The organism is Thalassospiraceae bacterium LMO-SO8 (assembly GCA_031655335.1).
Lineage (GTDB): Bacteria > Pseudomonadota > Alphaproteobacteria > Rhodospirillales > Casp-alpha2 > UBA1479.
Map to the genome: position 1 here is coordinate 2,317,470 of CP134226.1, position 24,559 is coordinate 2,342,028.

Annotated in this window: 24 protein-coding genes; 9 read left to right on the plus strand and 15 right to left on the minus strand. The window is 64.9% G+C overall.

Translation table 11 applies throughout. From position 1 onward, the window contains the following. The first annotated feature begins 28 nt into the window (after nt 1-28). Nucleotides 29-469 carry a hypothetical protein gene (locus RJ527_11230; protein ID WND74612.1) on the plus strand — a complete coding sequence of 147 codons (441 nt, stop codon included), beginning with the start codon at nt 29-31 and terminating at the stop codon, nt 467-469. Nucleotides 470-475: 6 nt separating this feature from the next. Here the strand turns inward: RJ527_11230 and RJ527_11235 are convergent, their stop codons facing one another. From RJ527_11235 to RJ527_11245, 3 genes are all read right to left on the minus strand, one after another. Continuing rightward, the gene (locus tag RJ527_11235) at nt 476-1,327 is read right to left on the minus strand and encodes a CmcJ/NvfI family oxidoreductase (protein ID WND74613.1); all 852 of its coding nucleotides are present in this window, start codon (nt 1,325-1,327) and stop codon (nt 476-478) included. Between the two features lie 135 nt (nt 1,328-1,462). Beyond that, the gene (locus RJ527_11240; GenBank protein WND74614.1) at nt 1,463-4,609 is read right to left on the minus strand and encodes an efflux RND transporter permease subunit; all 3,147 of its coding nucleotides are present in this window, start codon (nt 4,607-4,609) and stop codon (nt 1,463-1,465) included. Nucleotide 4,610: 1 nt separating this feature from the next. Further along, a complete protein-coding gene (locus tag RJ527_11245) occupies nt 4,611-5,741 on the minus strand; it encodes an efflux RND transporter periplasmic adaptor subunit (protein ID WND74615.1) in 1,131 nt (376 codons plus the stop codon). Between the two features lie 204 nt (nt 5,742-5,945). Here RJ527_11245 and RJ527_11250 point away from each other — a divergent pair, with 204 nt between their 5' ends. After that, nucleotides 5,946-6,233 carry a putative quinol monooxygenase gene (locus RJ527_11250; GenBank protein ID WND74616.1) on the plus strand — a complete coding sequence of 96 codons (288 nt, stop codon included), beginning with the start codon at nt 5,946-5,948 and terminating at the stop codon, nt 6,231-6,233. Here RJ527_11250 and RJ527_11255 read toward each other — a convergent pair. After that, the gene (locus RJ527_11255) at nt 6,230-6,679 is read right to left on the minus strand and encodes a GNAT family N-acetyltransferase (protein WND74617.1); all 450 of its coding nucleotides are present in this window, start codon (nt 6,677-6,679) and stop codon (nt 6,230-6,232) included. The genes RJ527_11250 and RJ527_11255 overlap by 4 nt on opposite strands. A gap of 194 nt (nt 6,680-6,873) precedes the next feature. On the opposite strand from RJ527_11255, the gene RJ527_11260 reads away from it, so the two are divergent. The 3 genes from RJ527_11260 to RJ527_11270 all read left to right on the plus strand — a co-directional run bounded on the left by RJ527_11260 (nt 6,874) and on the right by RJ527_11270 (nt 9,018). Then, nucleotides 6,874-7,377 carry a hypothetical protein gene (locus RJ527_11260; protein ID WND74618.1) on the plus strand — a complete coding sequence of 168 codons (504 nt, stop codon included), beginning with the start codon at nt 6,874-6,876 and terminating at the stop codon, nt 7,375-7,377. A gap of 73 nt (nt 7,378-7,450) precedes the next feature. Further along, nucleotides 7,451-8,614 (plus strand): M20 family metallopeptidase, encoded by a 1,164-nt coding sequence (locus RJ527_11265; GenBank protein ID WND74619.1) that lies wholly within the window; start codon nt 7,451-7,453, stop codon nt 8,612-8,614. A 2-nt stretch (nt 8,615-8,616) separates the two neighbouring features. Further along, nucleotides 8,617-9,018, plus strand: coding sequence for a c-type cytochrome (locus tag RJ527_11270; GenBank protein ID WND74620.1), 402 nt, complete (start codon nt 8,617-8,619; stop codon nt 9,016-9,018). A gap of 10 nt (nt 9,019-9,028) precedes the next feature. On the opposite strand, the gene RJ527_11275 is transcribed toward RJ527_11270, so the two are convergent. The 8 genes from RJ527_11275 to RJ527_11310 form a co-directional block, all read right to left on the minus strand. After that, nucleotides 9,029-9,376, minus strand: a complete 348-nt coding sequence (locus RJ527_11275; protein WND74621.1) for a helix-turn-helix domain-containing protein — start codon at nt 9,374-9,376, stop codon at nt 9,029-9,031. A 361-nt stretch (nt 9,377-9,737) separates the two neighbouring features. Then, nucleotides 9,738-10,550, minus strand: a complete 813-nt coding sequence (locus RJ527_11280; GenBank protein WND74622.1) for a citryl-CoA lyase — start codon at nt 10,548-10,550, stop codon at nt 9,738-9,740. Nucleotides 10,551-10,554: 4 nt separating this feature from the next. Continuing rightward, the gene (locus tag RJ527_11285; protein WND74623.1) at nt 10,555-12,099 is read right to left on the minus strand and encodes an AMP-binding protein; all 1,545 of its coding nucleotides are present in this window, start codon (nt 12,097-12,099) and stop codon (nt 10,555-10,557) included. 26 nt (nt 12,100-12,125) lie between these two features. Then, nucleotides 12,126-12,650, minus strand: coding sequence for a gamma carbonic anhydrase family protein (locus RJ527_11290; protein WND74624.1), 525 nt, complete (start codon nt 12,648-12,650; stop codon nt 12,126-12,128). A gap of 313 nt (nt 12,651-12,963) precedes the next feature. Then, nucleotides 12,964-13,926 carry a phytanoyl-CoA dioxygenase family protein gene (locus tag RJ527_11295; GenBank protein WND74625.1) on the minus strand — a complete coding sequence of 321 codons (963 nt, stop codon included), beginning with the start codon at nt 13,924-13,926 and terminating at the stop codon, nt 12,964-12,966. Between the two features lie 30 nt (nt 13,927-13,956). Beyond that, nucleotides 13,957-15,069 (minus strand): serine hydrolase, encoded by a 1,113-nt coding sequence (locus RJ527_11300; GenBank protein WND74626.1) that lies wholly within the window; start codon nt 15,067-15,069, stop codon nt 13,957-13,959. Then, on the minus strand, nt 15,066-15,758 hold the full coding sequence (locus RJ527_11305; GenBank protein ID WND74627.1) for a GntR family transcriptional regulator: 693 nt from the start codon (nt 15,756-15,758) through the stop codon (nt 15,066-15,068). Before RJ527_11305 ends, RJ527_11300 begins: the two co-directional genes overlap by 4 nt. Beyond that, complete coding sequence (locus RJ527_11310; protein ID WND74628.1) at nt 15,759-16,211, minus strand: thioesterase family protein; 453 nt, start codon at nt 16,209-16,211, stop codon at nt 15,759-15,761. A gap of 174 nt (nt 16,212-16,385) precedes the next feature. On the opposite strand from RJ527_11310, the gene RJ527_11315 reads away from it, so the two are divergent. Genes RJ527_11315 through RJ527_11325 form a run of 3 tightly spaced genes read left to right on the plus strand, consistent with a single transcriptional unit; the run spans nt 16,386 to nt 20,053 of the window. Beyond that, nucleotides 16,386-17,450, plus strand: coding sequence for a TAXI family TRAP transporter solute-binding subunit (locus tag RJ527_11315; protein ID WND74629.1), 1,065 nt, complete (start codon nt 16,386-16,388; stop codon nt 17,448-17,450). Between the two features lie 39 nt (nt 17,451-17,489). Further along, nucleotides 17,490-18,806 (plus strand): amidase, encoded by a 1,317-nt coding sequence (locus RJ527_11320; protein ID WND74630.1) that lies wholly within the window; start codon nt 17,490-17,492, stop codon nt 18,804-18,806. After that, nucleotides 18,797-20,053 (plus strand): Zn-dependent hydrolase, encoded by a 1,257-nt coding sequence (locus RJ527_11325; protein ID WND74631.1) that lies wholly within the window; start codon nt 18,797-18,799, stop codon nt 20,051-20,053. Before RJ527_11320 ends, RJ527_11325 begins: the two co-directional genes overlap by 10 nt. 42 nt (nt 20,054-20,095) lie before the next feature. Here the strand turns inward: RJ527_11325 and RJ527_11330 are convergent, their stop codons facing one another. After that, a complete protein-coding gene (locus tag RJ527_11330; GenBank protein ID WND74632.1) occupies nt 20,096-20,440 on the minus strand; it encodes a helix-turn-helix transcriptional regulator in 345 nt (114 codons plus the stop codon). Nucleotides 20,441-20,889: 449 nt separating this feature from the next. On the opposite strand from RJ527_11330, the gene RJ527_11335 reads away from it, so the two are divergent. Continuing rightward, nucleotides 20,890-21,180 carry a hypothetical protein gene (locus RJ527_11335; protein WND74633.1) on the plus strand — a complete coding sequence of 97 codons (291 nt, stop codon included), beginning with the start codon at nt 20,890-20,892 and terminating at the stop codon, nt 21,178-21,180. Nucleotides 21,181-21,210: 30 nt separating this feature from the next. On the opposite strand, the gene RJ527_11340 is transcribed toward RJ527_11335, so the two are convergent. Beyond that, entirely contained in the window at nt 21,211-22,698 is a 1,488-nt protein-coding gene (locus RJ527_11340; GenBank protein WND74634.1) for an HlyD family type I secretion periplasmic adaptor subunit, read from the minus strand. Nucleotides 22,699-22,700: 2 nt separating this feature from the next. Further along, nucleotides 22,701-24,506 (minus strand): ATP-binding cassette domain-containing protein, encoded by a 1,806-nt coding sequence (locus RJ527_11345; GenBank protein ID WND74635.1) that lies wholly within the window; start codon nt 24,504-24,506, stop codon nt 22,701-22,703. Nucleotides 24,507-24,559: the final 53 nt, after the last annotated feature.

Here is a 24,559-nt window from a genome sequence, read left to right on the forward strand (position 1 = left end):
CAAGACCGGAATTGAGGAAACATCGACCATGACCGACCATAAAGGCGGCTGCCACTGCGGCAACATCTCCGTCACCTTCACCACGGACAAGGACCCGGCCGAGATCGTGCCGCGCGCCTGTCAGTGCTCGTTCTGCCGCAAGCACGCGACCCGCGCCCTGTCCGACAACGCGGGCCATATCCACCTGCAAGTCAAGGACGCCAACCTTCTTGGCCGGTACCGCTTCGGCCTGAAGGTCGGCGACTATGTGTTCTGCAAATCCTGCGGGGTCTACGTCTCGGCCTATATGGCGGACGGCGTCCCCGGAGAAGAAGGGCGGGCCTGGGCCAACGTCATGGCCAACGCCATGGACGACCGTGACATCTGGGCGCCGACCGAACCCATCGAATACGGCGTCGAGACCGAGGGCGGCAAACGCGAACGCCGGCGCCACAAATGGACGCCGGCGTCGATGACGGTCGAAAACTAGGGCGGCCTAGGGCGCGAAGGAGATCATCGTGCGGACCTCGATGCTTTCCCGGGGCGGCGTCGCCGGATCGGCGTCCGGGTTTTCGAAGCCCGTGTGGGATGTGTAACGGGCGCGGCCGTCCGTGGCGGTGTCGAAGCACTTGAGCAGCAGAACCTCGTCCCCGCCCATGCCGGGATACCAGTACCATTTCTGCCCGTCCGAATGGGCGTTCTGGTAGATCTCGCCGACCCGGTCCTTGTAGACGAGGTCCGTGGCCAGAAAGTCCTCGGTCCGCATGGTGCGGGCGTCGGCCACGGCGATCGGCGTGCGGTCGGCGCTGGCGCCGATCGACCGCCACACGTTGACCATGGCGAAGCGATGGCCCAGGTAACGGTCGGCGGCGGCGGCGTCCATCACGTCGCGCACCCGCTTGGGTCCCGATGTTTCCGTGTAGTCGTTATGGGCGATCAGCACCGGCAGACGCTTGGCCGTGGCGGCGCGCTTGCCGTCGTCCTGGACCCGCACCGTGTGGTCGAAGATATGGACGTCGGACGCGCCGGTCACGCGCTTCAGAAACGCGGTGATTTCCGGGTAGTAAACGGCCTCGATGCGGGCGTCGTCGTAGAAATCGGCCATGGTGGTCGGCATGGTCGCCAGCTCGAAGCCCTGAACGTCCAGGCTGGCCGCCGGCGTCAGCGCGCGGGCGTCGTGCATTTCCACCGCCGTTGCCGTGAAGTCGCCCAGGCGTTCGTTGGGCTGGGCATGGTCGGCCGACATGAAGACCCGTGGCTTGTCGGTCTGCGCGTGGGTCATGAAGGTGATCGGGGCCAGGACCGTGCGGCCGGACTGCGGCCGGGCGTTGGCGGCGGCTTGGGACATGGTCGTCTCCTTAACGGTTCGGTCCCGCGAATCTGCGGCCTTCGTCATTGATTGGCAAGGGGGCAGAAGGAAAGACACTTATTCTTTCTGGGAACAGGAAATAAAAAATATCCCGCCATTAATTCCCAATGATGCCTATTCCGCTGCCTGAGGCTTGGATTCGAGATCGGCTTGGGGGGCTTCGGTCGTATCCACATGTTCGGCCTCGCGCAGTTCGCGGTCGAGCCGCACGCCCGCATGGGCCCGGTTGGACGACAGCGGCGCCAGCAGGGAATAGATCACCGGGATCAGGACCAGGGTGAACACGGTGGCGATGCCGAGCCCGCCGAACACGACCCAGCCGATCGCGACCCGTGCTTCCGATCCGGCGCCGGTCGCCAGGATCAGCGGCAGGGCACCCAACACGGTGGACAGCATGGTCATCATCACCGGGCGCAGGCGGATGGTCGCCGCCTGACGGATGGCCTCGGCCACGGACAGGCCGCGGTCGCGCAACTGGTCGGCGAATTCGACGACCAGAATGCCGTTCTTGGCCATCAGTCCGACCAGCATGACCAGGCCGATCTGGCTGTAGATGTTGATGGTACCGCCGGAAAGTTTAAGCGCGAACACGGCCGCCGCCAGCCCGAAGGGCACGGTCAGCACGATGACCAGGGCGCTGACCACGCTTTCGAATTGCGCCGCCAGGACCAGAAGGACGATCAGCACGGCGAAGGCGAAGGTCAGGGCGACCTCGTTGGTGGTGTCCTGCAAGGTCGCGGCTTCGTTGATGAAGCGCAGCCCGATGCCGGGCGGCAGGGTGTCGTCGGCGATGGCCTGGATGCCGTCGATGGCTTCCTGTAGCGACATGTCGGCGGGAAGAACCGCCTCGACCTCGACGGCGCGCTTCTGGCCCGATCGGTCGAGCTCGGCCGCCGTGCCGACCTCTTCCAGGGTGACGAAGGCGGACAGCGGCACCAGGCGCCCGTCGCCCGTCGGCACGAACAGGTTGAACAGATCGGTCGGATCGTTGATGGCGCCGGCCGCGGATTCCAGCATCACCGGGATCGACCGGTCGTTGACGTTCAACTCCGCGACCTCGAACCCGGCGACCATGGCGCGCAGCGTATCGACGATGCCCTCGACCTGGACGCCCAGATCCTCGGCGCGGCGGCGGTCGACCTTGACCGACAATTGCGGCTGGGTCTGCTGGAATTCGACCTCCGGTTCCTCCAGCCTGGGCATGCGCTCGCGCATGGCGCCCAGGAAATCGAAGGCGGCGGCGGCGATGTCTTTGTAGTTGGAGCCGGTCAGGGTGAACTCGATGCTGCCGCCGGCGCGGCGCAGGTTGAGTGAGTTGGGCGTGCGGACGCGCGCGGTCGCGCCCGGGATCGCCTTCAGGTCCTTGTTCAGGGATTTGGCGATTTCCTGCTGCGTGCGCTTGCGTTGGTCCCAGGGCACCAGGGGGGCGATCAGGTAGACCCGGTTAAGGTCCCAGCGCCCGACGATGGCGAACACGTTTTCCGCCTCGCCGCTGTCGACCAAGGGGCGCAGCAGGGCCTCGGCCTGGACCGACTGGCGGTCCATGTAATCCAGCCCGACGCCGTCCGGCCCCTGCATCATGATGATGATGGCGCCGCGGTCCTCGCGCGGCAGCAATTCGGTCTTGATCGTGGGATAGACCAGCAGCGCCGTCGCCGCGAGCATGGCCGTGCCACCCAGGATCAGGAGGCGCGCGTTGAGGGTGAATTCCAGCATCCTGGCATAGGCCGCATTGATGCGCTGTCCGGCGGCGACCAGGATGGCCGGCGGCTTGGTCGGCCCGGCGTCGCCCCGGTCGGGCAGGCGCGACGCCAGCATGGGCACCAGCGACAGCGCCACGAAGGACGAGATGGCGACGGCCACGGCCAGCGTGAAGCCGAATTCGGTGAACAACTTGCCTGCGGTGGAGGGCAGGAAGGCGATGGGCAGAAACACGGAAATCAGGGTCGCCGTGGTCGCCAGCACGGCGAAGAATACCTGACGGGTGCCGTTGACGGCGGCGGCGTAGGATTTCATACCGAGCACGCGGTGACGCTGAATGTTTTCCAGCACCACGATGGCGTCGTCGACGATCATGCCCGTGGCCAGGACCATGGCCAGCAGGGTCAGGATGTTGATCGAGAACCCCATCAGATAGATCGCCCCCACCGTGCCCATGATGGCGACGGGGATGGCGACCGTGGGGATCAGTGTCGGGCGCAGGCCGCCCATGAACATGAAGATCACCGCGATGACCACGGCGACGGCGATCAACAGGCTGTTGATGACCTCGCGCACGGACGACCGGATGAACCGCGCATCGTCGGAAATCTTGACCAGACGCACGTCCTTCAGGCGCTTGTTCAGGCGCTCGATGCTTTTGTTGACGGCGTCCGAAATGGCGATGGTGTTGGATTGGGCGCGGCGCACGATGCCCAGGCCGACCACCTTGGATCCGTTGAGGACCGAATAGCTTTCGGCCTCGGCCGGGCCGTAGAAGGCCTGCGCGACCTCGCCCAGGCGCACGTCCTTACGCAGTTCCAGATCCTCGACCTTGGCCGGCTCCCACACCGAGGCGTCGGCGCGCACCAGCAGCATCTGGTCGTCGGATTTGAAACTGCCGGCCGGCACGTCGAGACGGGTCGAGCGCAACACCTTGGCGACGTCGTCGATGCTGAGGCCGTAGCGTGCAAGCTTCATCGGATCGACGACGATGCGCAGAACCTGTTCCTGATCGCCGAACAGGTCGACCGAGGCGACCCCGTCGATGGAAAGGAACTCGGGCGAGATATCGTCCTCGGCGATGCGGGTCAGGTCTTCCTGGTTCACCTTGTCGGACACCAGGGCCAGGCGGATGATCGGTTGGGAGTCGGCGTCGGCCTTGACGACGGTGATGTCCTCGACGCCCTCGGGCAATTGCCGCTCGACCCCGGCGACCGCCTCGCGGATGTCGTTGGCGGCGACGTCCAGATTGACGTTGGGCGAGAATTCGGCGCGGACGCGGCCGTTGTTTTCCTCGCTCGCGGCCTCGATGCGCTTGACGCCGGACACGCGGGCGACCGCGCCCTCAAGGACGCTGACCACCTCGGCGTCCATGGTTTCCGGCGAGGCGCCGTCGAAGAACGCACGCACGGTGACGATGGGACGGTCGACGTCGGGCAGTTCGCGCACCTCGACGCCCATGACCGCGGCCAGGCCGGCGATCATGATCAACAGGTTCAGGACGACGACCAACGTGGGGCGGCGGACCGACAGGGACGGAAGGTCGCTGAACCGGGACATGTTACGGGGCCGCCTTTTTCTTGCTCTTGGGGGCGGCGTCGCCGGCGGCGAATTTGTCGAAGGGGATGGCCTGGATGCGCTGGCCGGGGCGCAGGCCCTGGACGCCCTCGACGACGATCAGGTCGTCGGCGTTCAGCGGTCCGTCGACCAGGATGCGGCCATGATCGCGGCGGACGATCTTGACGAAGACCTTTTCCGCGGTCTCGGTCTTGCCGTCCTTCTTGGCGACCCGCCACAGGTAGGCGCCGTCGCGGCTCCACAACACGGCGACCTCGCGGACGGTGGGATAGGGTTTGCCGGTGAAGGCAAGTTCGGTTTCGAACGACGTGCCGGGGCGGATCAGGTCGTCCTCGTTGGGGATCGCCGCCTTGACCCGGAGCGTGCGCGTGATCGGGTCGATGCGGCTGCCCAGTTGGGAAACCTTGCCCGTAAGCCGCTGGTCCGGCGCGGTCCAGGGGCGGACCGTGACCGGGTCGTCGACCTTGACGCGCCCGGCGTATTCCTCGGGCAGTTCGAACTCGACCAGGATTTCCGAGCGGTCGTCCAGGGTGGCGATCTGCGTGTCCGTGGTCACCCGGTCGCCGCGGTCGATGTCGGTCAGCCCGATGATGCCGTCGAAGGGGGCGTAGACGATGCGGTCGTCGAGCGCCTGTTCCGCCTGATCCAGGCGCAGGGCCGCGGCTTCCAGGTCGGTCTGCGCCGTTTCCAGGCGGGCCTGGGACGCGGTGCCCGACGGCGCCAGTTTTTCCAGACGCTGCAACTGACGGGTCGCGTCCTTGACCGCAACCTTGGCCAGGCGCACGGCGATCTGCTGGTGGATGTCTTCCAGGCGCAGCAGAATTTGGCCCTTGTGGACCCGGTCCTGGCTGCGGAACGACACGGCGACGACCTCGCCGGCGGTCTTGGGGTAAAGCGCAGCGGATTTGCGCGCCTCGCCGGTGCCGACGGCGCGGACGATGATCTTGTCCGTGGCGGCGGGCGCCTTTTCGACCAGAACCCGCGTGCCGCCGCCGGCCGCGCGCGGCGCGTCCTTGGGCCGGGCGCCGACCTCGTTGCCGTTCATGGCATACCAACCGGCGCCGAGAAGGACGGCCAGGCCGATGAGGACGGCAAGTTGGGTGCGCAGGTTCATGGTCGATGTCTCAAATGCGGTTCCATGGTGTCGGGCCGAAGGATATCGGCCAATTCCACACAAATTCCTAATGCGCGGAGATTAGCCGGGAATTCATGGGAACTTATCAAGTTTCATGGCGTCGGCGGCTGGAATTTTGTAACAAGATGTCGCGCGCCGGCCCTGGGGGCGGCGCGCGCAACCGGAGCAAAAAGGAATTCCCGCATGTTCGTCGTCACCGTCACCTTCGTCGTAAAACCTGAGCATATCGCGGATTTCTCCCCGGCGATGATCGAGAACGCGCGCGCGTCGGAAGACACCGAACCCGGTTGCCGGCAGTTCGACGTTTGCCGCGATGCGAAGGATCCGGCTGTTACATTTCTTTACGAAGTTTACGACGACGCGGCCGCCTTCGAGGCCCATAAGGCGACCGCCCATTTCAAATCCTTCGACGCCCTGGTCCAACCCTGGCTGGTGTCGAAAGAGGTCAAGACCTGGATTCTCGCGGATTAAAGCGGCAGCTTCATCCCGGCGTGGCTGTGCACGAAGCCGAGGGATTCGTAGAACGCCAAGGCATCCGGGCGTTCCCGGTCCGTGGTCAACTGAACCATCCGGCAGCCTTTCTCCCGGGCCAGTCCGATGGCGTGTTCGAACATCGTCCGGCCGAGGCCGCTGCCGCGGGCCTTGGGCGCAACGCGCACGCCTTCGATCAACGCGCGCCAGCCGCCTTGGTGGGAAATGTTGGGCAGCAGGGTGATTTGCAGACAGCCGACGACGCCGTCGCCCGCGTCCGCAACCAGCAGGCGGGTGTTCGGATCGTCCTGAATCGCCTGGAAGGCATCCCGGTAACAGGCGGGCAGCGGCGTTTCCAGGCGTTCACGGCGCCGGCCGATCGGATCGTCGGCCAGCAGGGCGACGATATGGACGAGGTCGTCCGGGGTGGCGTCTCGGAATTTCATGGCGTCACTTTACCAGATTGAGCCCGGGCCGCCCGTCAAAGCCAAGCGGCATCCGCTGCGCGGGATTTGTTTTTCCAAAGTGCAGACAAATTCATCGTAAATCATCGAATTTCGTTGAACATCAAAATATTCATCGTTAAGCCGATAAGGGATCACGCCTGCCACGGCATGGGTATCGAATATGGGGAGAGGGCATGCCGCCTAATGAACTCGGAAGTGCCGGCGATCAGCCGTCTTCCGATCTTGGGGTTATGCAAAGCCCTAAAATTAAACGTGTTTTTGATTTTTGGACCAGCCTGCGCCGCGACCGGCCGTTTCCGGCATGGACCGACGTCAGATTGATGGATCTCTACGACGTGGCGCCCTTCCTGGCCGTGGTTGACGCGGAACATGAGAATGGCGCTCTGCGCTTCCGTTATCGCTTCTGCGGCACGTCGCTGGTCGAGGCGCGAAGCCGCCTGGTCCCCGCGGATCCCACCGGAAAATGCATCGACGAGGTCGTTTGGCCGTTCGATCCGGCGCCGCTGCTTGCCGCATGCGTCAAGGTCGTGGACCAGCGCAGGCCCGCACTGCTGGCCGTCGGCGATGTCAATGAAAGCGCCTATCACCTGCACGAACGGGGGTTTTTTCCTCTCGGATCGACCGATGGCGCGGTGTCACATATCCTCATCTGCGTCGATGAGGTCCGGGACACGTGACGCCGATGTTTCCAACCGGCCGTGTCGAGGGTTAAATAGGGCTCGGACGTTTCAACGAGGATACGATCGCACCATGACCAACCGCCCCACATCGCCGCCTGCCGCCTCCAACGAACCGACCCTGGACGCCGACGAAATTCTTGTCGGCATTCTCGAATGGGTCGCCATCGAAAGCCCGTCCCATGACGGCGTCGCGGTCAACCGCATGGTCGATCTCGTCGAAAAGGGTCATGCGGCGCTGGGTGCGCGGATCGAGCGCACGCCGGGGCGCGACGGGTTCGGCGACATTCTGGTGACGCGCACGCCCTGGGGCGGTGACGGGCCGGGGATTCTCGTGCTGTCGCACCTGGATACGGTGCACGCCATGGGCACCATCGAGAACGAACTGAAGGTGCGGCGCGAGGGCGACAAGGTCTACGGTCCCGGCATCTACGACATGAAATCCGGCGCCTATATCGCCAATCACGCCTACCGCCACCTGGTTCGCGCGGGCAAGGAAACGCCGCTGCCGATCACCTTCATGTACGTTCCGGAAGAGGAAATCGGCAGCCCCACGTCGCGTCAGATGATCGTCGACCTGGCGAAGAAGAACAAATACGTCCTGGTCACCGAACCGGCGCGCGAAGGCGGCAAGATCGTCACGGCGCGCAACGGGCGTCTGAAATACGACATCACCGTGACCGGGCGCCCGTCCCACGCCGGCGTGCGCCACATGGACGGGCGCAGCGCGATCCGGGAAATGGCCCACCAGATCCTGTTTCTCGAGGGACTGACCGATTACGGCCGTTCCATTACCTGTTCCGTCGGCACGATTGCCGGCGGTACCCTGACCAACGTGGTGCCGGCGAAATGCAGCATCACCGTGGACCTGCGCGTGCCGGACATGGCGGCGGCCGAGGAAATCATGGCCAAGGTCGAAGGCATGGCGCCGGTCGATCCGGACTGTGTTCTGGAGATTACCGGCGGGGTCGACCGTCCGCCTTATGAAAAATTCGAAGGCATCGAAAAGTTGTTCCAGCACGCCAAGGGCCTGGCGGCGGAGATCGGTTTCGACCTCCAGGACCTGAAGACCGGCGGCGGGTCCGACGGTAACTTCACCGGCGCCCTCGGAATCCCCACGCTGGACGGTCTGGGCGCCGACGGCCACGGCGCTCATTCCCATGACGAATTCATCTACTACTCGTCCCTGGTTGAGCGCTGCCGCCTGATGATCCGGTTGTTCGAAACCCTGGAGTAGCCATGTTTCGCCCCGTCGTTCCCCTGGCCACGGTTGTCCTGCTGGCATTGCAGGGACCGGCGGCGGGTGCCGATGCCGCCAACGGCAAGGCGCTGGCGGAAAAGCATTGCGCGCGTTGCCACGTGGTCGGCGCGTTCAATCCGCAAGGCGGGATCGGCTCGACCCCGTCCCTGCAGTGGATCAAGAAACTGCCCGACTGGCGCGATCGGTTTCAGACGTTCTACGTCCGCCGCCCCCACCTGGCCTTCATCAAGGTCAAGGGGCTGGAGCCTCTGACCAAGCTGCCGCCTTACGCCACGCCGATTGAGATCACGACCGGCGACGCCGACGATATCTTCGCCTTTGTCGAATCGATGCCCGTGCCCAAGGGCCATTCGGACATCACCCCGATCGACGGTAAATAGCGAAGGCGGTCTATTCCCAATCCGCCTTGGACAGCGACGCGATCAGGTCGTGCACCGCGCGGCGTTTGCGTGGATTGTCGATGCTGTAATAGGCGGTGACCAGTTCGGTGGTTTCGCTGGACCCCATGACGTCCGAGGAATCGCGCGGGTCTTCGGAGAACACGACGTCCAGATCGAAATTGTCCTGGGTCATCTGGATATCCTGCGGCATGCCGTCGAAGAAATAGGCAACGGGAATATCGAGGATTCGGCTGAGCTGGTACAGCCGGCTGGCGCCGATTCGGTTGGCGCCCCGTTCGTATTTCTGGATTTGCTGGAACGTCAGGCCCAAAGAGTCCCCCAACTCCCCCTGACTCATCCCTTTTCGTTTTCGTTGCTCGCGAACCCGCCCGCCGACATGGATGTCCACGGGATGTGCGACCCCGGGCGGCATGCGGTTCGGGTGCGATTTTTTGGATGCTTTAGGCATATACGGTTTCAACCTCCGTTTTTACTATCCGTTGAATTTTTGGATAATTGGTCTGATTTGTGGAGGATTTCAGGGAGAGCAAACCCTTTGAATCCGTGGGCACGCTAACACACTGCATATCCGCATGTTATCTAGACGAAAGGCCTATAAGCATCACAAAATACACGGAATTATCGGTCCGTGGCGCCTGTCGGCGTTACTATAAATTGTATGTCGAAATCATCCCGGTCCGAGGGGCCGGGGCGGAGACCTAGTCGTCACCGCCGTCGTTGCCGCCGTCGTCCTGGATGCCCACGGGGGCATTCCCCGCGTAGGGAATTTCCTCTTCGACCAGATCCCAGATGGCGCGGGCGGTCGGAACGTCGCGTTCCTCGGCGATATGGGCGACAAGTCCCGCGGCGCGGGCGATCACGGCGAAGCCGCGCATGATTTCCGGCGGGATGCCGATCTCCGACAGCACCGCCGCCGTGCCGCCCGTGGCGTTGATGGTCATGTGTTTGCCGAATGAATCGTCGACAGCCTGACTCAGGACTTCGATGGCGCGGATGTAATCGCCTCTGACGCCGTTCGCCCGGGCGATTTCGAACAGCTTGGGCGTGCGCGGATCGTCCGGTTTGTGCAGGTGATGGCCGAACCCGGGCAGGTGTTTGCGCGTGGCCCGGTGTTCGGCGACGATCCGTTTCGCCGCCGTGTCCAGGGGCTCCGTTCCCTCGACCATTTCACGCAGCAGTTTGGAGCAGTTCTCCATGGTGCCGACGAAGGTCGATCCGACGTTCAGAAGCCCCGCCGCGACGGCGGCCTGGAGGGCTTCGGGCGCCGAATGATAGGTTAGGCGCGTGGCGACGGCGCTGGGCGTCAGGCCGTGTTCCATCAGCGCCAGCAGCACCGCGTCAATGATCGCGATGTCGGCGGGTGTCGCCGGGCGGCCCAGGATGTGGCCGATCATGGCTTCGGTGAAGCTCATCTTGCCCATCATGTCCGTCACCAGATTCTGGTCGCGGTAGTACAGATCCGTCAGCGTATGGGTCGCCAGTTTCTGGGTCGGTTTGATCTTGTCTGCCATGGGTCTAGGCCTCCTGGAACTGGGCTTTGGCTTCGCGGCGGAGCACCTTGCCCACGGGACTGCGCGGCAGTTCGTCGACGAAATGCACGCGCTTCGGCGCCTTCACGGAATCCAGCCGCGATTTGACGTACTGGATGATTTCGTCCTCGCCGGGCGTATGGTCGGCGTGGACCTCGACCGCCGCCTGCACGGCTTCGCCCCATTTATCGTCGGGCAGGCCGAACACGACGCATTCCTTGACCGCCGGGTGCTGGCCCAGCACGGCCTCGACATCGGACGGGAACACGTTGAAGCCGCCGGTGACGATCATGTCGCGGATGCGGTCCTTGATGTAGATGAAGCCGTCTTCCTCGATCTCGGCGACGTCGCCGGTGTACAGCCAGCCGTCTTTGATGGTCTCGGCCGTGGCGTCCGGCATGTCGAGGTAGCCCTTCATGACCAGGTCGGACTTGATGACGATTTCGCCCGCCTGGCCGGTCGGCAGGAAATTACCCTCGGGGTCGACCACGCGCAGGTCGCAGCGATCCGTGGCCCGGCCGCAGGACGCCAGACGATGATCGTTCTCAAGCCAATCCCGCGACCGCATGACGGTGACGATCTGCGGCACCTCGGTCTGGCCGTAGCAGGTTTCCAGCGCGTTGTTGAACATCGGCAGGCCGCGCTTGATTTCGTCCGGGCGCATGGCGGCACCCCCGATGATGACGTGCTTGAGGCTTTTGAAGTCGCGTTTCGTCAGGTCTTCCTCGGCCATCATCATGTAGATCACCGTCGGCGGCAGGAATACGGTGGTCACGCGGTCCTTCTCGATGGCCTCGATGATCGCGGCCGGGCGCGCCGGCTGCGGCATGAAGACCTGCATGCCGCCCTGGGCCAGGATCGGCACCAGCAGGGTGCCCGTGCCGTGGGTCATGGGCGCGGCCAGCAGGTTGCGGTCGTCGCCGTCCAGTTCGAACGCGCGGATCATCAGGTCGATGCAGGTGTGCCACACGCGGTAGGTCTGCTGCACGCCCTTGGGCCGGCCCGACGAGCCGCCGGTGAATTTGATGGCCTGCACGTCGTCGGGCGCGAGGTCGTGACGTTTCGGCGTCCGGCCGGCGAAATCGGCCATCAGGGCCGCCAGGTTCAGGTCGCCGCCGCAGGCATGCTGGCTGCCGCCGGTCGGCCGTCCGCGCACCACCGTGGCGGCGCCGGGATCGAAGCGGTCCATGCAGTCGGCGTCGGCGACGATGATCGACGGCGCCGTGACCTCCGCCATGCGGGTCAGCTCCTCCGCCCCGTTGCGGGGGTTGAGCGGCACCCAGGTCTTGCCGGCGGCGAGCGTGCCCAGGAACGCGGTCAGATGTTCGACCGTGTTGTAGCCGCAGATGCCGACCCGGCTTTGCGGCGTCGGGTCGATGTCCTGAAGGGCGGCGGCCATGGCGTTCACGCGGGCGGCCAGATCGCCGTGGGTCAGGGTCAGGTCGCCGTCCTTGATGGCGATGCGGTCCGGCGCCTTGGCGGCGGCGCGGAGGAAATGGTCGATGGGCAGGTCCATGGCGGGAATCTTCATGCTGGTTTGAGGGGGGTGAGGGCGGATCAATCCTGGGGCGTCATGTCGGTCTTGTAGCGCTTCCAGCGTTCCACGTAGTGGGGCGGGATGAAGGCGAGCATCTCCTTCTGCGCGTCGGACACTTCCTTGACCACCTTGCCGGGAATGCCCATGACCAGGGAATTGTCGGGGATTTCCTTGCCCTCGCCGATCAACGCCTTGCCGCCGATGATACAGTTCCTGCCGATCTTGGCCCCGTTCAGGACCACGGCGCCGATACCGATCATGGTGCCGTCACCGATGGTGCAGCCATGCAGCATGGCCATATGGCCGACCGTGCAATGGTCGCCGATGGTCAGGGGGAAACCGGGGTCTGCGTGGAGGACGCTGCCGTCCTGGATCTGCGTGCCTTCGCCGATGGTGATGACGTCGTTGTCACCGCGCACGGTGGCGCCGAACCAGATGCTGGCGTCCTTTTTCAGGACCACGTTGCCGATCACGGCGGCGTTCGGCGCGATCCAGTAATTGTCGCCGTCAGTCTGGACCTTTAGGTCGCCCAAGGCATACTTCATGTTCGTCTCCCACGCGGTTTTCCTTAGGCTATAGCGCCCAAGCCTGCCCAGGGCAATTGCGTTCCGTCCAGGATGGCGTAATCTGGGGTCTTCCCGAACATCGGAGACCACAGAACCATGCCAGGTACAAAACGCCCGAACCGCAAGCCCAAGAAAAAGCGCACATCCGCTGACAACGATAAAGCCGGGCATCAGCACGGCCCCGGCGTCAGCGCCAGCGCCAAATCCTATGGCGTGCCGAAAGGCGGCCGGTCGATTTCCAGTCCGGCCATGACCCGCGGCGCCGCCAGAGGGGGTTGATCCCGCCGGCTGATTACTCCGCCGCCGGCTTGAGCGCGGCCGCGACGGCCGCCGGCGGTCGGTGGCCGGGGTCACGAGGGGTCGGCGTGCCGGCCTCGCCCGCCTGCTGGGCATAGATCGACGTATAACCCGCGGAAAAGTCCGGCGGCGTGGGGCAGGGCTCCGGGTCCATATGCGCCCATTTGGCCGCCTCGCCGCGCACCAATGCCCGGAAATGCTCCGTATAGGTATCCTTCAGGGCCGTGTAGGGAAAGGCGTCCGCCGAGGCGTAGGAATTGATCAGCAACGGCCGCCCGGACAATGTCTGGGTCGTTGCCTCCGTCGCGTGCACGGCGCGGGCGTGATGAACGGTGATCGATCCTTTGGGGGCTGGGCAATAGACCGCCATGTCGGTCGGTAACTTGGCCACGTCGGCATCGGTCAGGCGTCCGGTCCAGATGCCGTTCGCATCGTAGTGTTCATAGACCGGCCCCCGGTGGCTGCCCGGAATGACGCCGAGCGGCCCGTCCCCCGGGTTGACGTCGGCCAGATAGGTGCCGATGGCCAGCACGGAATGGTTGGTATGGGGATAGAAGGCGATGTCCTGATGCCAGGCGACCTCGTCCTTGCCGTCCGACCATTTGAAATTCAGCTTGGAATGATGAAAGCAGACGTCGGGGCCCAACAGGTCGGCGGCGACGTCGGCGATGACGCCGTTGGCGAACCGCCAATAGGCGGGGTCCATGCCGTCGGGCTTCTTCAGGCGCCGCACCACGGGCTTGGCGGCCGTATGGCTGGGGGCGACGTCCAGCACGTCGTTGGGCTTCGTCAGCGCGCGGGACCGCTCGATCCAATCCGCCGTGACCCGGTTGATCTCGTCGACGACGTCGTCCGGAATCAAGCGTTCGGCGACCAGATAGCCGTCGCGGAAATAGGCCTCGCGCTGGGCCTGGGTCAGAACGCGTGCGGGGTGACGCAGGATGTCTTCGGGGGTCATGTTCGGATGCTCCGGCCAACGGTCAGGCGGTCATTCCATCGCCGCCATGAAGCCCGATATTACCGCGTCGACGGATGGTTGGTCGACCCAGCGCAACACGGCCAGAATGTCCAGGTCCTGGTCGATCCAGATCAGGTTGGTGCCGGCCCCCATGGCGAAGAAGCTGGTTTCCGGTGCTGACGGGTACTGCGCCCGGTCGGTGTTCAGCCACCACAGGTAGCCGTAGACCGGATTGAGCGGACAGGGTGTGCGCAGGGCGGTGACCCAGCCCTCGGGCAGGATGCGGTGGCCGTTCCACACGCCGTCTTCCTTGATCAGCAGGCCGAACCGGGCATGGTCGAGGGATGAAATCTGCATGCCGCCGCCCCAATGGGTGCCGCCGGGCACGGAGATCATCTCGACGCCGTCGATGGTGACCCCGGAATTGCGATAGCCCATCCAGCGCCAATCGTCGGACGCCCCGATGGGGGCCATGATGGAATCGCGGAGGACCTCGGGCAGGGGCCGGCGGAACACATGCAGCAGGGCGAGCGCCAAAACGTTGACCCGCACGTCGTTGTATTCCCAATAGGTGCCGGGGGCGCCCAGGTCGCGTTTCTGGCCCTTTTTCGCTTCGCCGCCGCCATGGCCGAGCGTACGGAAATGGTCGACCTGATCGGGTTTGGAAAACAGGGTGCCCTGCCATTCCGAGGTCTGGGTCAAAAGATGGCGCCAGGTGATCGATGCGTTGTGGTCCGAGGCGAACCAATCACCGTCCACATAGCCCGCGACGGTGTCGTCCAGGTCGGAAATCAGACCCTCGCCGATCGCCAGGCCCGCCAGCACGGCGAGGTAGCTTTTGGCGATGGAAAAGGTCATGTCGGCGCGCGCCGGATCGCCCCATTGCGTCACGATTCGTCCGCCCCGGAGGAACAGGCCCGACGGCCCGCCCCGGGCCGCCACCGTGCCGAGAATCTCGTTCCACGGCGGCGGTTCGTGCTGGGTCAGGGTCGGCAGGAATTCGGCGCGGTCCAGGTCGCGCGGCCAGGACGTCTCGGCGTTCTCGGCGAAGGTCACGGCGTCGGCCAGACGTCCCGGATGCAGGCCGGCCTGTTCCACGGGGATGGTTTCCCATCCCTCGCCGGGTGGTGGAAAGTAGGTCATTCCGATTTGTCCTCTGACAGCCTCACGTCGCGCTGGTCGCCCAGCAGCTTGAGCCGCGCCTTCTCGGCCTTGGCGATGTGCTTGCGGGCCAAGCGTTCGGCCTTTTCCGGTTCGCGCGCGCGGATCGCCTCCATCAGGGCGCGGTGCTCCTCATGCGCCGTGTCCGCCCGGTCGGGGAAGGAATAGGTCGTGCCCTTCAGCAGCGCCAGCGCGTCGGACAGCGCCGCCGCCGATTTCAGGAGGTAGCGGTTGTGCGCGGCCTGGAACAGGGCGTCGTGGAATTTCCGGTTGGCTTCGGCCATCTGGGCGGCGTCGCCCTTACCGGGCCCGGCGGCGTTCAGGCAATCTTCCATATAGGCCAGTTCCGGTTCCGACGCGTGCTGCGCCGCCAAGCGCGCGGCCGCCCCGTCGAGCACCCGGCGCATGGCGTAGAATTCGACGATCTGTTGCTGGTCCAACTCGGCGACGACGACGCCGCGCCAGGGTTCGAACACCAGAAGCCCGTCGGCCTGCAGGCGTCGCAGCGCCTCGCGCACGGGCGTGCGGCTGACATTCAGCCAGGCCGCGACCTCGGTCTCGCGGACCCGTGTGCCTGGGGGATACCGCCCCGCGCGGATGGCGTCGCGCAGGCGCGCGTGGACGAATTCACCCCGCGACAGTTGTTCCATGTTGTCGTCCGTGCCGGTCATTTACGCCCCCGCCGCTTCGCTCAATTGACGTTCCAGTTCGGCCCGCACGTCGGCGGGGATGGGACAGGGTTTACGCGTCCCCAGATCGATGAACACGTTGGTGCTTTCCGCGGTGCCGTGCAGGGTGCCGTCCTTGAACAGGCCGGTGCCGATGGTGATCGACGAATTGCCGATCCGCTTGATGCAGGTGCCGACATCGACGGTGCCGGGGTAATGCATTTCGGCGCGGAAATCGATGGTCACGCGGGCCAGCACGAAATCGATGCCGGGATGGGTGTCCGGCTTCAGGTATTGGGTGACGAAGGCATTACGTCCCGCTTCGACGAAGGCGGCATAGGAGACATTATTCACGTGCCCCATGCTGTCCTGGTCGGAAAACCGGAGTGTGACCGGCGTCCAATGGCGGAACGTTTCCGCGAGGGTCGTGTCGATTGTCGGCGAATGGTCGTTCATTGGCGGATTGCTTCCCCCCATCTTATCTCGGCGCGCCCCTGTTTTTTAGGGGGGCTCTTTGTCGGTATATAATACCAATGTATACAATAATTGTCTTGGCCGTCAGGGGAAAACCAGCTTGTTCTGTTGCTTCGGCGGGTGAAATTGAGGACCATGACGGGGGAGAGGGGGCGCATGAACATTGGAAAGACGAAACGCCTGCGGGTGATCCGTTGCTTGTTTGCCGTGGCTGCGCTGGCGGGGGGGCTTGCCTTCTGGCTGCATCCTGGCCCGGCCGGGGCGCAGAAGATGCTGTTCTTCCGGATCGCCAGCGGCGCCGCCGGCGGCACGTATTTTCCCATGGCGGGCCTGTTGGCTCAGGTGATTTCCAATCCACCGGGGTCCCGGAGCTGCACCAAGGGCGGCAACTGCGGCATGGAAGGGCTGGTCGCCTTCGCGCAATCGACCCATGGGTCGGTCGCCAATGTTTCCGCGCTCGATGCGGATCAGGTCGAATCCGCCTTCGTTCAATCCGATGTGACCTTCTGGGCATATACGGGCACGGGGCCGTTTACCGGCAAGAAGGCGTTCAAGAAGCTCTGTGTGCTGTCCAGCCTCTATCCCGAACACGTCCATGTGGTCGCGGGCAGAGACCGGGGCATCAAATCGGTTTACGACCTGAAGGGAAAGCGCGTGTCCATCGGGTTGCCTGAATCGGGGGTTCTGGTCGGCGCGCGCCTGGTGCTGGGCGCCCATGGCTTGGTGGAAAAGCGCGATTTCATGCCGGAATACGTGAAATCCAAGACCGCCACCGAACTGGTTCGCGACGGTCATCTGGACGCCTTCATCGACGTGTCGGGCTATCCCATTGACGGCGTGTCCGAGATGGCGAACACGACGGGACTGACCCTGGTCCCCGTGCAGGGCAAGGAACGTGACGCCCTGATCGCCGGGGCGCCGTTCTATTCCGCCGATGTCATTCCGGGCAATACCTACAAGGGGAATTCGCGGTCCATGGAGACCGTCAGCGTGTCCGCGCTCTGGCTGTCGCGGACAAACCTGCCGGATGATCTTCATTACGGCGTGGTCAAGGGGCTGTACGGCAACATGCAGGCGCGGCATCTGTTGAACAACGGACATGCCAAGGGAAAGAACCTGACACTGGAAAGCCATCACGCCGGGGTTCCCATTCCCTATTGCCCAGGCGCCGCCCGTTTTTACAAGGAAAAGGGCGTCTACAAGGCGCCGGCCGCCCCCTAGGACCCATCGCCTCACCACCGCCTCATAGGAACAACGACCATGGATATCTGCCGCCTCAGCGCCGAAGCCGCGCTCGCCCGCATGGAAACGGGCGATCTGACCGCCCGCGAACTGGTACAGGCCTGCCTGGACCGCATCGCCGAACGCGAGGACGCCGTCGCCGCCTGGGCGTTCCTGGACCCGAATCTGGCCCTGGCTCAGGCGGATGCCGCCGACCGGCGCCGCCGTGACGGTCAGGCGGGGCCCCTCAACGGCATTCCCGTCGGCATCAAGGACATCATCGACACGGCCGACCAGCCGACGGAGAACGGCTCCCGCCTGTGCGCCGGGCGCCGCCCCGACAAGGACGCGACTCTGGTCGCCCTGCTGCGCGAGGCGGGGGCGGTCATCATGGGCAAATGCGTGACCACGGAGTTCGCCCTGTCGGCCCCCGGAAAGACACGCAATCCCCACGATCCGGCGCGCACGCCGGGGGGCTCGTCCTCGGGCTCGGCCGCCGCCGTCGGCGATTTCATGGTGCCGCTCGCGATCGGCTCGCAGACCGGCGGATCGATGCTGCGCCCGGCGTCGTTCAACGGTGCGTACGGGTTGAAACCCACCTTCGGCACGATTTCCCGCGCCGGCATGTCGCCCCTGTCCCGGCGGCTGGATCATCCGGGCATCTTCGCGCGCACGCCCGAGGATGTGGCCTTGGCCGCCCGCGTGCTGATGCGCCGGGATCCGGCGGACAAGGACATGCGCGGTCATGCCGGGCTGGGCGAGGCGGATCCGCTGACCGCGCCGCCGCGTCTGGCGTTCGTGCGCGGACCGGCCTGGAGCCGCGGCGAGGCGGACATGCAGCACGCGATCGAGGATCTGGCCCGCCGCCTGGGCGATGTCGTGCATGAGGCGGAACTGCCGCCCATCTTCGACGCCGCCCTGGCCTGCCATGGAATGGTGATGAACGGCTCGGTCGTGCAGGCCCTCGGCCCCTATTACGACCGCGACCGCGCGGGTCTGGACCCGATCACCGCCGACCGGATCGAACGCGGCATGACCGTGACGGCTCGGGAATACCTGGATGCCCTCTATCAGGCCGAAGCGATGCAGGACGCGCTGGCGGGGTTTTTCGAGGGCGTCGATGCGATCCTGACCCCGGCGGCCCCCGGTCAGGCGCCCCGCGACCTGAGCCGCACGGGCGATGCATCCTTCAACGGTTATTGGACCCTCATGGGCGCGCCGGCGGCCAGCCTTCCCCTGCTGAAGGGGGCCGACGGCATGCCTATCGGCGTGCAGGTCGTCTGTCCCTGGGGCGAGGACGCCAAGCTGTTGCGCATCTGCCGTTGGCTCGCGGACAAGGCCGGGGAATGGCGGTGACCGCCACCGGCATGACGGCGCCGGTGAACGGCGACCGCCTGTGGCGGTCTCTCATGGACATGGGCGAAATCGGCGCGACGGCCGGTGGCGGGGTCGGGCGCATCGCCCTGACCGATCTGGACAAGGCGGGCCGCGACCTGTTCGTCGACTGGTGCAAGGACGCGGGCCTGGCGGTCCGCGTCGACCGCATGGGCAACATCATCGGCCGTCGTGCCGGCGCGGACGACACGGCACCCCCGGTCGTCACGGGCAGTCATCTCGACAGCCAGCCGCTCGGCGGGAAGTTCGACGGGGCTTACGGGGTGCTGGCCGGGCTTGAGGTCGTGCGCGCCTTGAACGATGCCGGCATCGCCACCCGCGCGCCGCTTGAAATCGTCAACTGGACGGACGAGGAAGGCGTGCGTTTCACCGCCGGGGTTGTCGCGTCGGGGGTTTATGCGGGGCAGTTTGACCTGGATTACGGGCTCAATCTGCCCGACCGCGATGGCACGACCACGCTGGGCCGGGAACTGGCGCGCATCGGCTATGACGGCGACGCCCCTTGCGGCGGCTATCCCATTTCGGCGTTTTTCGAGGCCCATATTGAACAAGGCCCGATTCTGGAACGGGAAGGTGCCGTCATCGGCGCCGTGCTCGGTGCCCAGGGGCGGCGCTGCCACACCGTTACCGTAAGCGGTGAGGAAGGCCACGCCGGGACGCTGCCGATGACCCTGCGCCGCGATGCCCTGGTCGGGACGGCCCGCATGATCGACGGACTGAACCGCCTGGCCTTCGATTTCGATCCCCTGCCGGTCATCACCACGGGCTATTTGCAGGTGCGGCCCAATTCACGCAACACGGTGCCGGGGCGGGTTGTCTTTTCCACCGATATCCGCCATCCGGACAACGCCCTGTTGGCTGAAATCTGCGGCCGCGCGGAGGCATTATGCCACCGCCTCGCCGAGGAGGCCGGGGTGGAGGTGGAGGTCGCGGAGATGTTTGGCCGTGATTCGATCACCTTCGATCCCGACTGTGTCGAGACCGTGCGTGCCGCCGCGAAGCGGCTTGACCTGGTTTGCCGCGACATCCATTCGGGCGCCGGACACGACGCCTGCAACCTGGCGCGCGCCGCGCCGACAGGCATGATCTTCGTGCCTTGCAAGGACGGGATCAGCCATAACGAGCGGGAGGCGGCGACGCCCGGCGATTTGGCGGCGGGATGTCAGGTGCTGCTGGAAGCGATGGTCGACCGGGCCGGAATCGCCTGATCGAAAGACCGGATCAACCGACGCCGAAGGTCAAGGGCGCGGTCAGTCTTCCTCGCCGCCGAGCGAGCGGACAAGATCGACGATCCGGCGCCGGACCTTGGGGTTGCCGACGGCGTAATAGGCACGGACCAATTCCAGGGTCTCGCGGCGCGCCATGGGATCACGCTCCAGCGCATCCTGCGGCAAATCGGACAGACCGATCTGCATCTGTCCCTCGTGGGTGCGTATCTGAGACGGCAGTTCCTCGAAGAAATAGGCGACCGGCACGTCGAGAATGCGCGAGAACATGTATAACCGGCTGGCGCCGATGCGGTTGGCGCCGCGTTCGTACTTCTGAATCTGCTGGAAGGTCAGACCAACCGCGTCGCCGAGCTTTTCCTGGCTCATGCCAAGGAGCGTACGGCGCAGACGCAGGCGTTGGCCGACGTGAATATCAACCGGGTTGGAGACACCTGGGGGAAGCCGCTTTTGTCGGTGGCTTTCATTCTTGCTTGAGGCTCTAGGCATTTGTTTTCCTTTTTGCGCCCCTGGGTTGTACCCGTGCGCGTTATCTTTGCTAGCCCTCCCACCTTGCATAAGATTATACCACATCGGGGGATGGGCCGGAGTGAACTTTCAAGGAGAAATTAGTATTGTATGCATATTATTACAACGTATTTTGCAAATGTCATCGATATGGATTGAGGGAAATCCGCCGCGTTTCATGCGCCCGGTTTCCAGGGCTTCGCGTATAAAATTGGGATATTTATCAATTTTCACAACCCTGTTGACCGTCAAGGACCAGCAAACGACAATCAATTATTCCGTGGGGAGCAACGGAGGCGAGGGGGCGTTTCATGGCCGATGAACATTTGGACGAGCATTTTGTCGAACTCGTCTCCAGCGTGTCGCACGCGAACGGGGTTTTCCGCATTACCCTGGCCCAACAGGTCGAGGCCGGCACCTCTCGGCCGATCACCCGTCTGCTGATTCCGGCCAACCAGCTTCAGGCCGTGTTGCGTGGGGTGGCCGACGGCGCCAACGATATCCGTGAAAAGCTGAAAAGCCAGGCTGCGGATGCGGCCGGCAAGGATGCCGCCGCACCGGCCAAGAAAAAGCCCGCTGGCAAAGCCGCCGCGAAAAAATAGATTAATCGCCGAATCCCGGCCGCAAGGCCCTCAGCGCTCGCCCAGGGCGTCGTCCAGGTTGGCCAACAGCGGATCGACCAGATAGCGCAGCACCGTGCGCGTGCCGGTCTGGATGCTCGCCACCACCTGCATACCGGGAAACAGGTTATAGACCAGGGAGCCGCGGCTGAAATGGTCGCTCTCCGTGGCGATGCGGACCTTGTAGTAGGGGTTGCCGTCGGGGGTTTGCAGGGTATCGGGGCTGACGTGGATCACGGTCCCCTTAAGGGCGCCGAAGCGCATGGCGTCGCCCGACGCCAGCTTGACCATGGCCGCCTGTCCCGGCACGACATAGCCGATGTCCTGGGTCTGCAATTTGGCCTCGATGATCAGCTTGTCGCCCGCGGGTACGATGTCGACCACCGGGTCGCCCGGCCGGATCACACCGCCCACGGTGACCACATGCAGGGTCTTGACCGTGCCGTTCACCGGCGAGCGCACGACCGTGCGCTGCAAGTTGTCGCGGAATTTCTGGATGCGCTGGGTCAGTTCGCGGAAATTCAACTGGGCCTCGTCCAGCAGGCGCTGGGTTTCCTTGTTGAATTCGCTGGTCACGCTTTCCAGCACCGCCTGGGCCTCCTTGCGGGCGGCGTCGGCGCGCAGCAGCGACGCCTCGTCCGTTTCGATCCCGCCGCGCAGCTGTTCGGCCTCTTTCAACAGGTTCAGATGGACAAATCGGTTGGTCAGGTCGCGCTTCAACAGGCCTTCGCTGATTTTCACCTGCTCGTCGACCAGTTTCAGGCTCTTGCCCGCGTTGGCGATGCGGGTCTTGATCTCGTGGATTTCCTGGGTCCGCTGCACGATCGCGGCGTTCTGGCGCTTGAGGTCGCCGAGGTGCTTTTCCAAATCCGCCTGAAAACGCTGACGCGCCGAATTGGCCAGGTCGGGGCGGTCGCGCACCAGTTCCGGGTCCAGGGTGAGGGTACGGTCTCCTTGCAGCAGGGATCGCAGGCGCGCCAGATCGAAGCGCAGCGATACCAGGCGTTCGCCCAGTTCGCCCACGTCGGCGTTGCTCGCCGTCGGTTCCAGCACGACCAGTTCCTGGCCCGCCGTCACCTTGCCGCCCTCGACCACCTTGATGGCGCGCACGATGCCGCCTTCCAAATGCTGGATGGTCTTGACCTGGGTCGAGGGAATGACCTCGCCTAAAGCCATGGAAACGATGTCGATCTCGCTGATCGACGACCAGATGCCGAAGCTGACGACCATCGCCGCGCATAGCCCGAACACGGCATGGGTCTTGAACGGGATCATTTCCGACGGCCGGTAGCCCCCGCCGGCGGGGGCGTCGCCGGGCGATTCCGCGCCGCCCGGCCCACCTGCCCCGTCGGGGGCGGGCTCTTGCGGGGGCGGGGCGCCGTCGGCGGATTTCTTCGCCATGTAGGCGGCTGCCGTCGCCGCTGCCGCTTCGGGCACGGCGCGGGCCTTCTCCATCAGTTCCTTGAGCCGTTCCGTGGCGGCGACGGGATTTCCGGCCATGGTCAGTCTCCGCCCCGTTTGCGGGTGCTCAGCGGGTTGGGCAGGGGCGTGACATCGGCCTGGGCCTCCGCCGCCGCGGCGGGGTCGGGGGCTGCCGCCGGGGCCGGTTGCGCCGGGCCCGCCTGCGCGGGGCGCGGGGCGGCCTGCGGGTCCTGAACACCCGGCACGTGACGCACCGTGGGCACGGGCTTTTGGTTGAGGTCCAACAGATAATGGGCGCCGCGCACGATGTTCTTGTCGTGGGACATGATGATGATGGTGCGGCCCTGCTTGACGAGGGACCCCATGATCTTGTGCACGGCGGCGCAGCCGTCGGCGTCCAGGCTTTCCGTTGGCTCGTCGATCACCGCCAGCGCCCCGTTGGTCGCCAGCGCCCGGGCCAGGCCGAGCCGCCGCCGGGTGCCCTCGGACAGCCGCCAGCCGTTGTCGACCACGGGCGTTTCGAAGCTTTGCGGGCTTTCATCCAGGAACCGGCGCAGGCCGACGGCGTCGATGATGCGGTTGAGGTCCGAGGTTTCGACGTTGGGCGCGTTGACCTTCAGGTTTTCCTCGATGGTGGCGTTCAACAGGGCCGGTTCCTGCGGCATGTAGATGACCTGACGGCGCCACCATTCCAGCGCGACCTGCTTCAGGTCCAGGCCGTCGATCAGGATTTGGCCGCGGTCCGGTTCCAACAGGCCCAGGATGATGCGGCCCAGGGTCGTCTTGCCGCTGCCGTTGTCGCCGACCACCAACAGCACGTCGCCGGGCGCCAGTTTCAGGTTCAGGGATTCGAACAGCGGCATGGGCGCTCCCTTGAACCCGAAGGCAAGGTCGCGCAGCTCGATGGCGCCGGAATACTTGGTGACGGCGGATCCCTTTTCCGGTTCCAGCGGCACGCGGGTCAGTTCGGCGAACATGGCCAGCGCCTGGCGCGCCTTGGCGAAGGCGCTGCCCAGCTGCGACAGCTTGGTGACCGGCTGCAACGCCCGCGCCGACAGGATGTTGGCGCCGATCATCGCGCCTACGTCCATGTTGCCGCTGACGACCAGAAGGGCGCCCGTGGTGATGACGGCGACGCTCATCAGGCCGTTGGCGGTCTGCGTGATGGTCTGGATCATGCCCTGGCGCGACGTCACGTCGCGGCGCAGGCGCTGCGACGAATGCACGTGCTTTTCCCAGGCCCGGCGCAGGAACGATCCCGCGTTGAAGGCGCGCACCAGGTCCTGTTCGCGGGTCGCCGTGCCCAAAAGGGCGCTGCCGACGCCGGTGGCGTTCTGCAATTCGGCGGTCTTTTCCTGCATGGATATGGAACCGTAGACGCCGAACGCGAACACCCCGACCAGAAAGGCCAGCACCACCACCGCCATCAAGGGATGCAGCAGGTAGAGCACGAACACGAAAATCAGCGAGAACGGCACGTCCAGGATGGTCGCGATGTTGGACGATGAATAGGCTTGTTCGACCGACGCCATGCCGTTGACCATTTCGCGCCGGGTTTCCGGCGGAATCTGTTCCAGGTCGCCGGCGCGTGCCTGGGTCAGGATGCCGTAACCGGCGATGGCGAGTTTTTCATCCGGTTCCACATTGACGCCGCGGGCGAGGGAGCCGCGCGCCTGTCGGAACAGGTATTCCAGGGTGATGGCCAGCAGCACGCCCGACGTCAGGGTCGCCAGGGTCGCGTCCACGCCCTGGCTGACGTATCGGTTCAGCACCTGCATGACGAACAGGGGGCTCGCCATGGCCAGGATGTTGATGAACAGGGTCGCGACGATCAATTCCGTCGCGATCGCCGGCCTGGCGAAAACCCGTTTCAACAGTTCCTTCATGCTCGCTCACTCGTCTGCCCGCGAAAACCCCCGGATTTCCGCGCTTTGCCGCA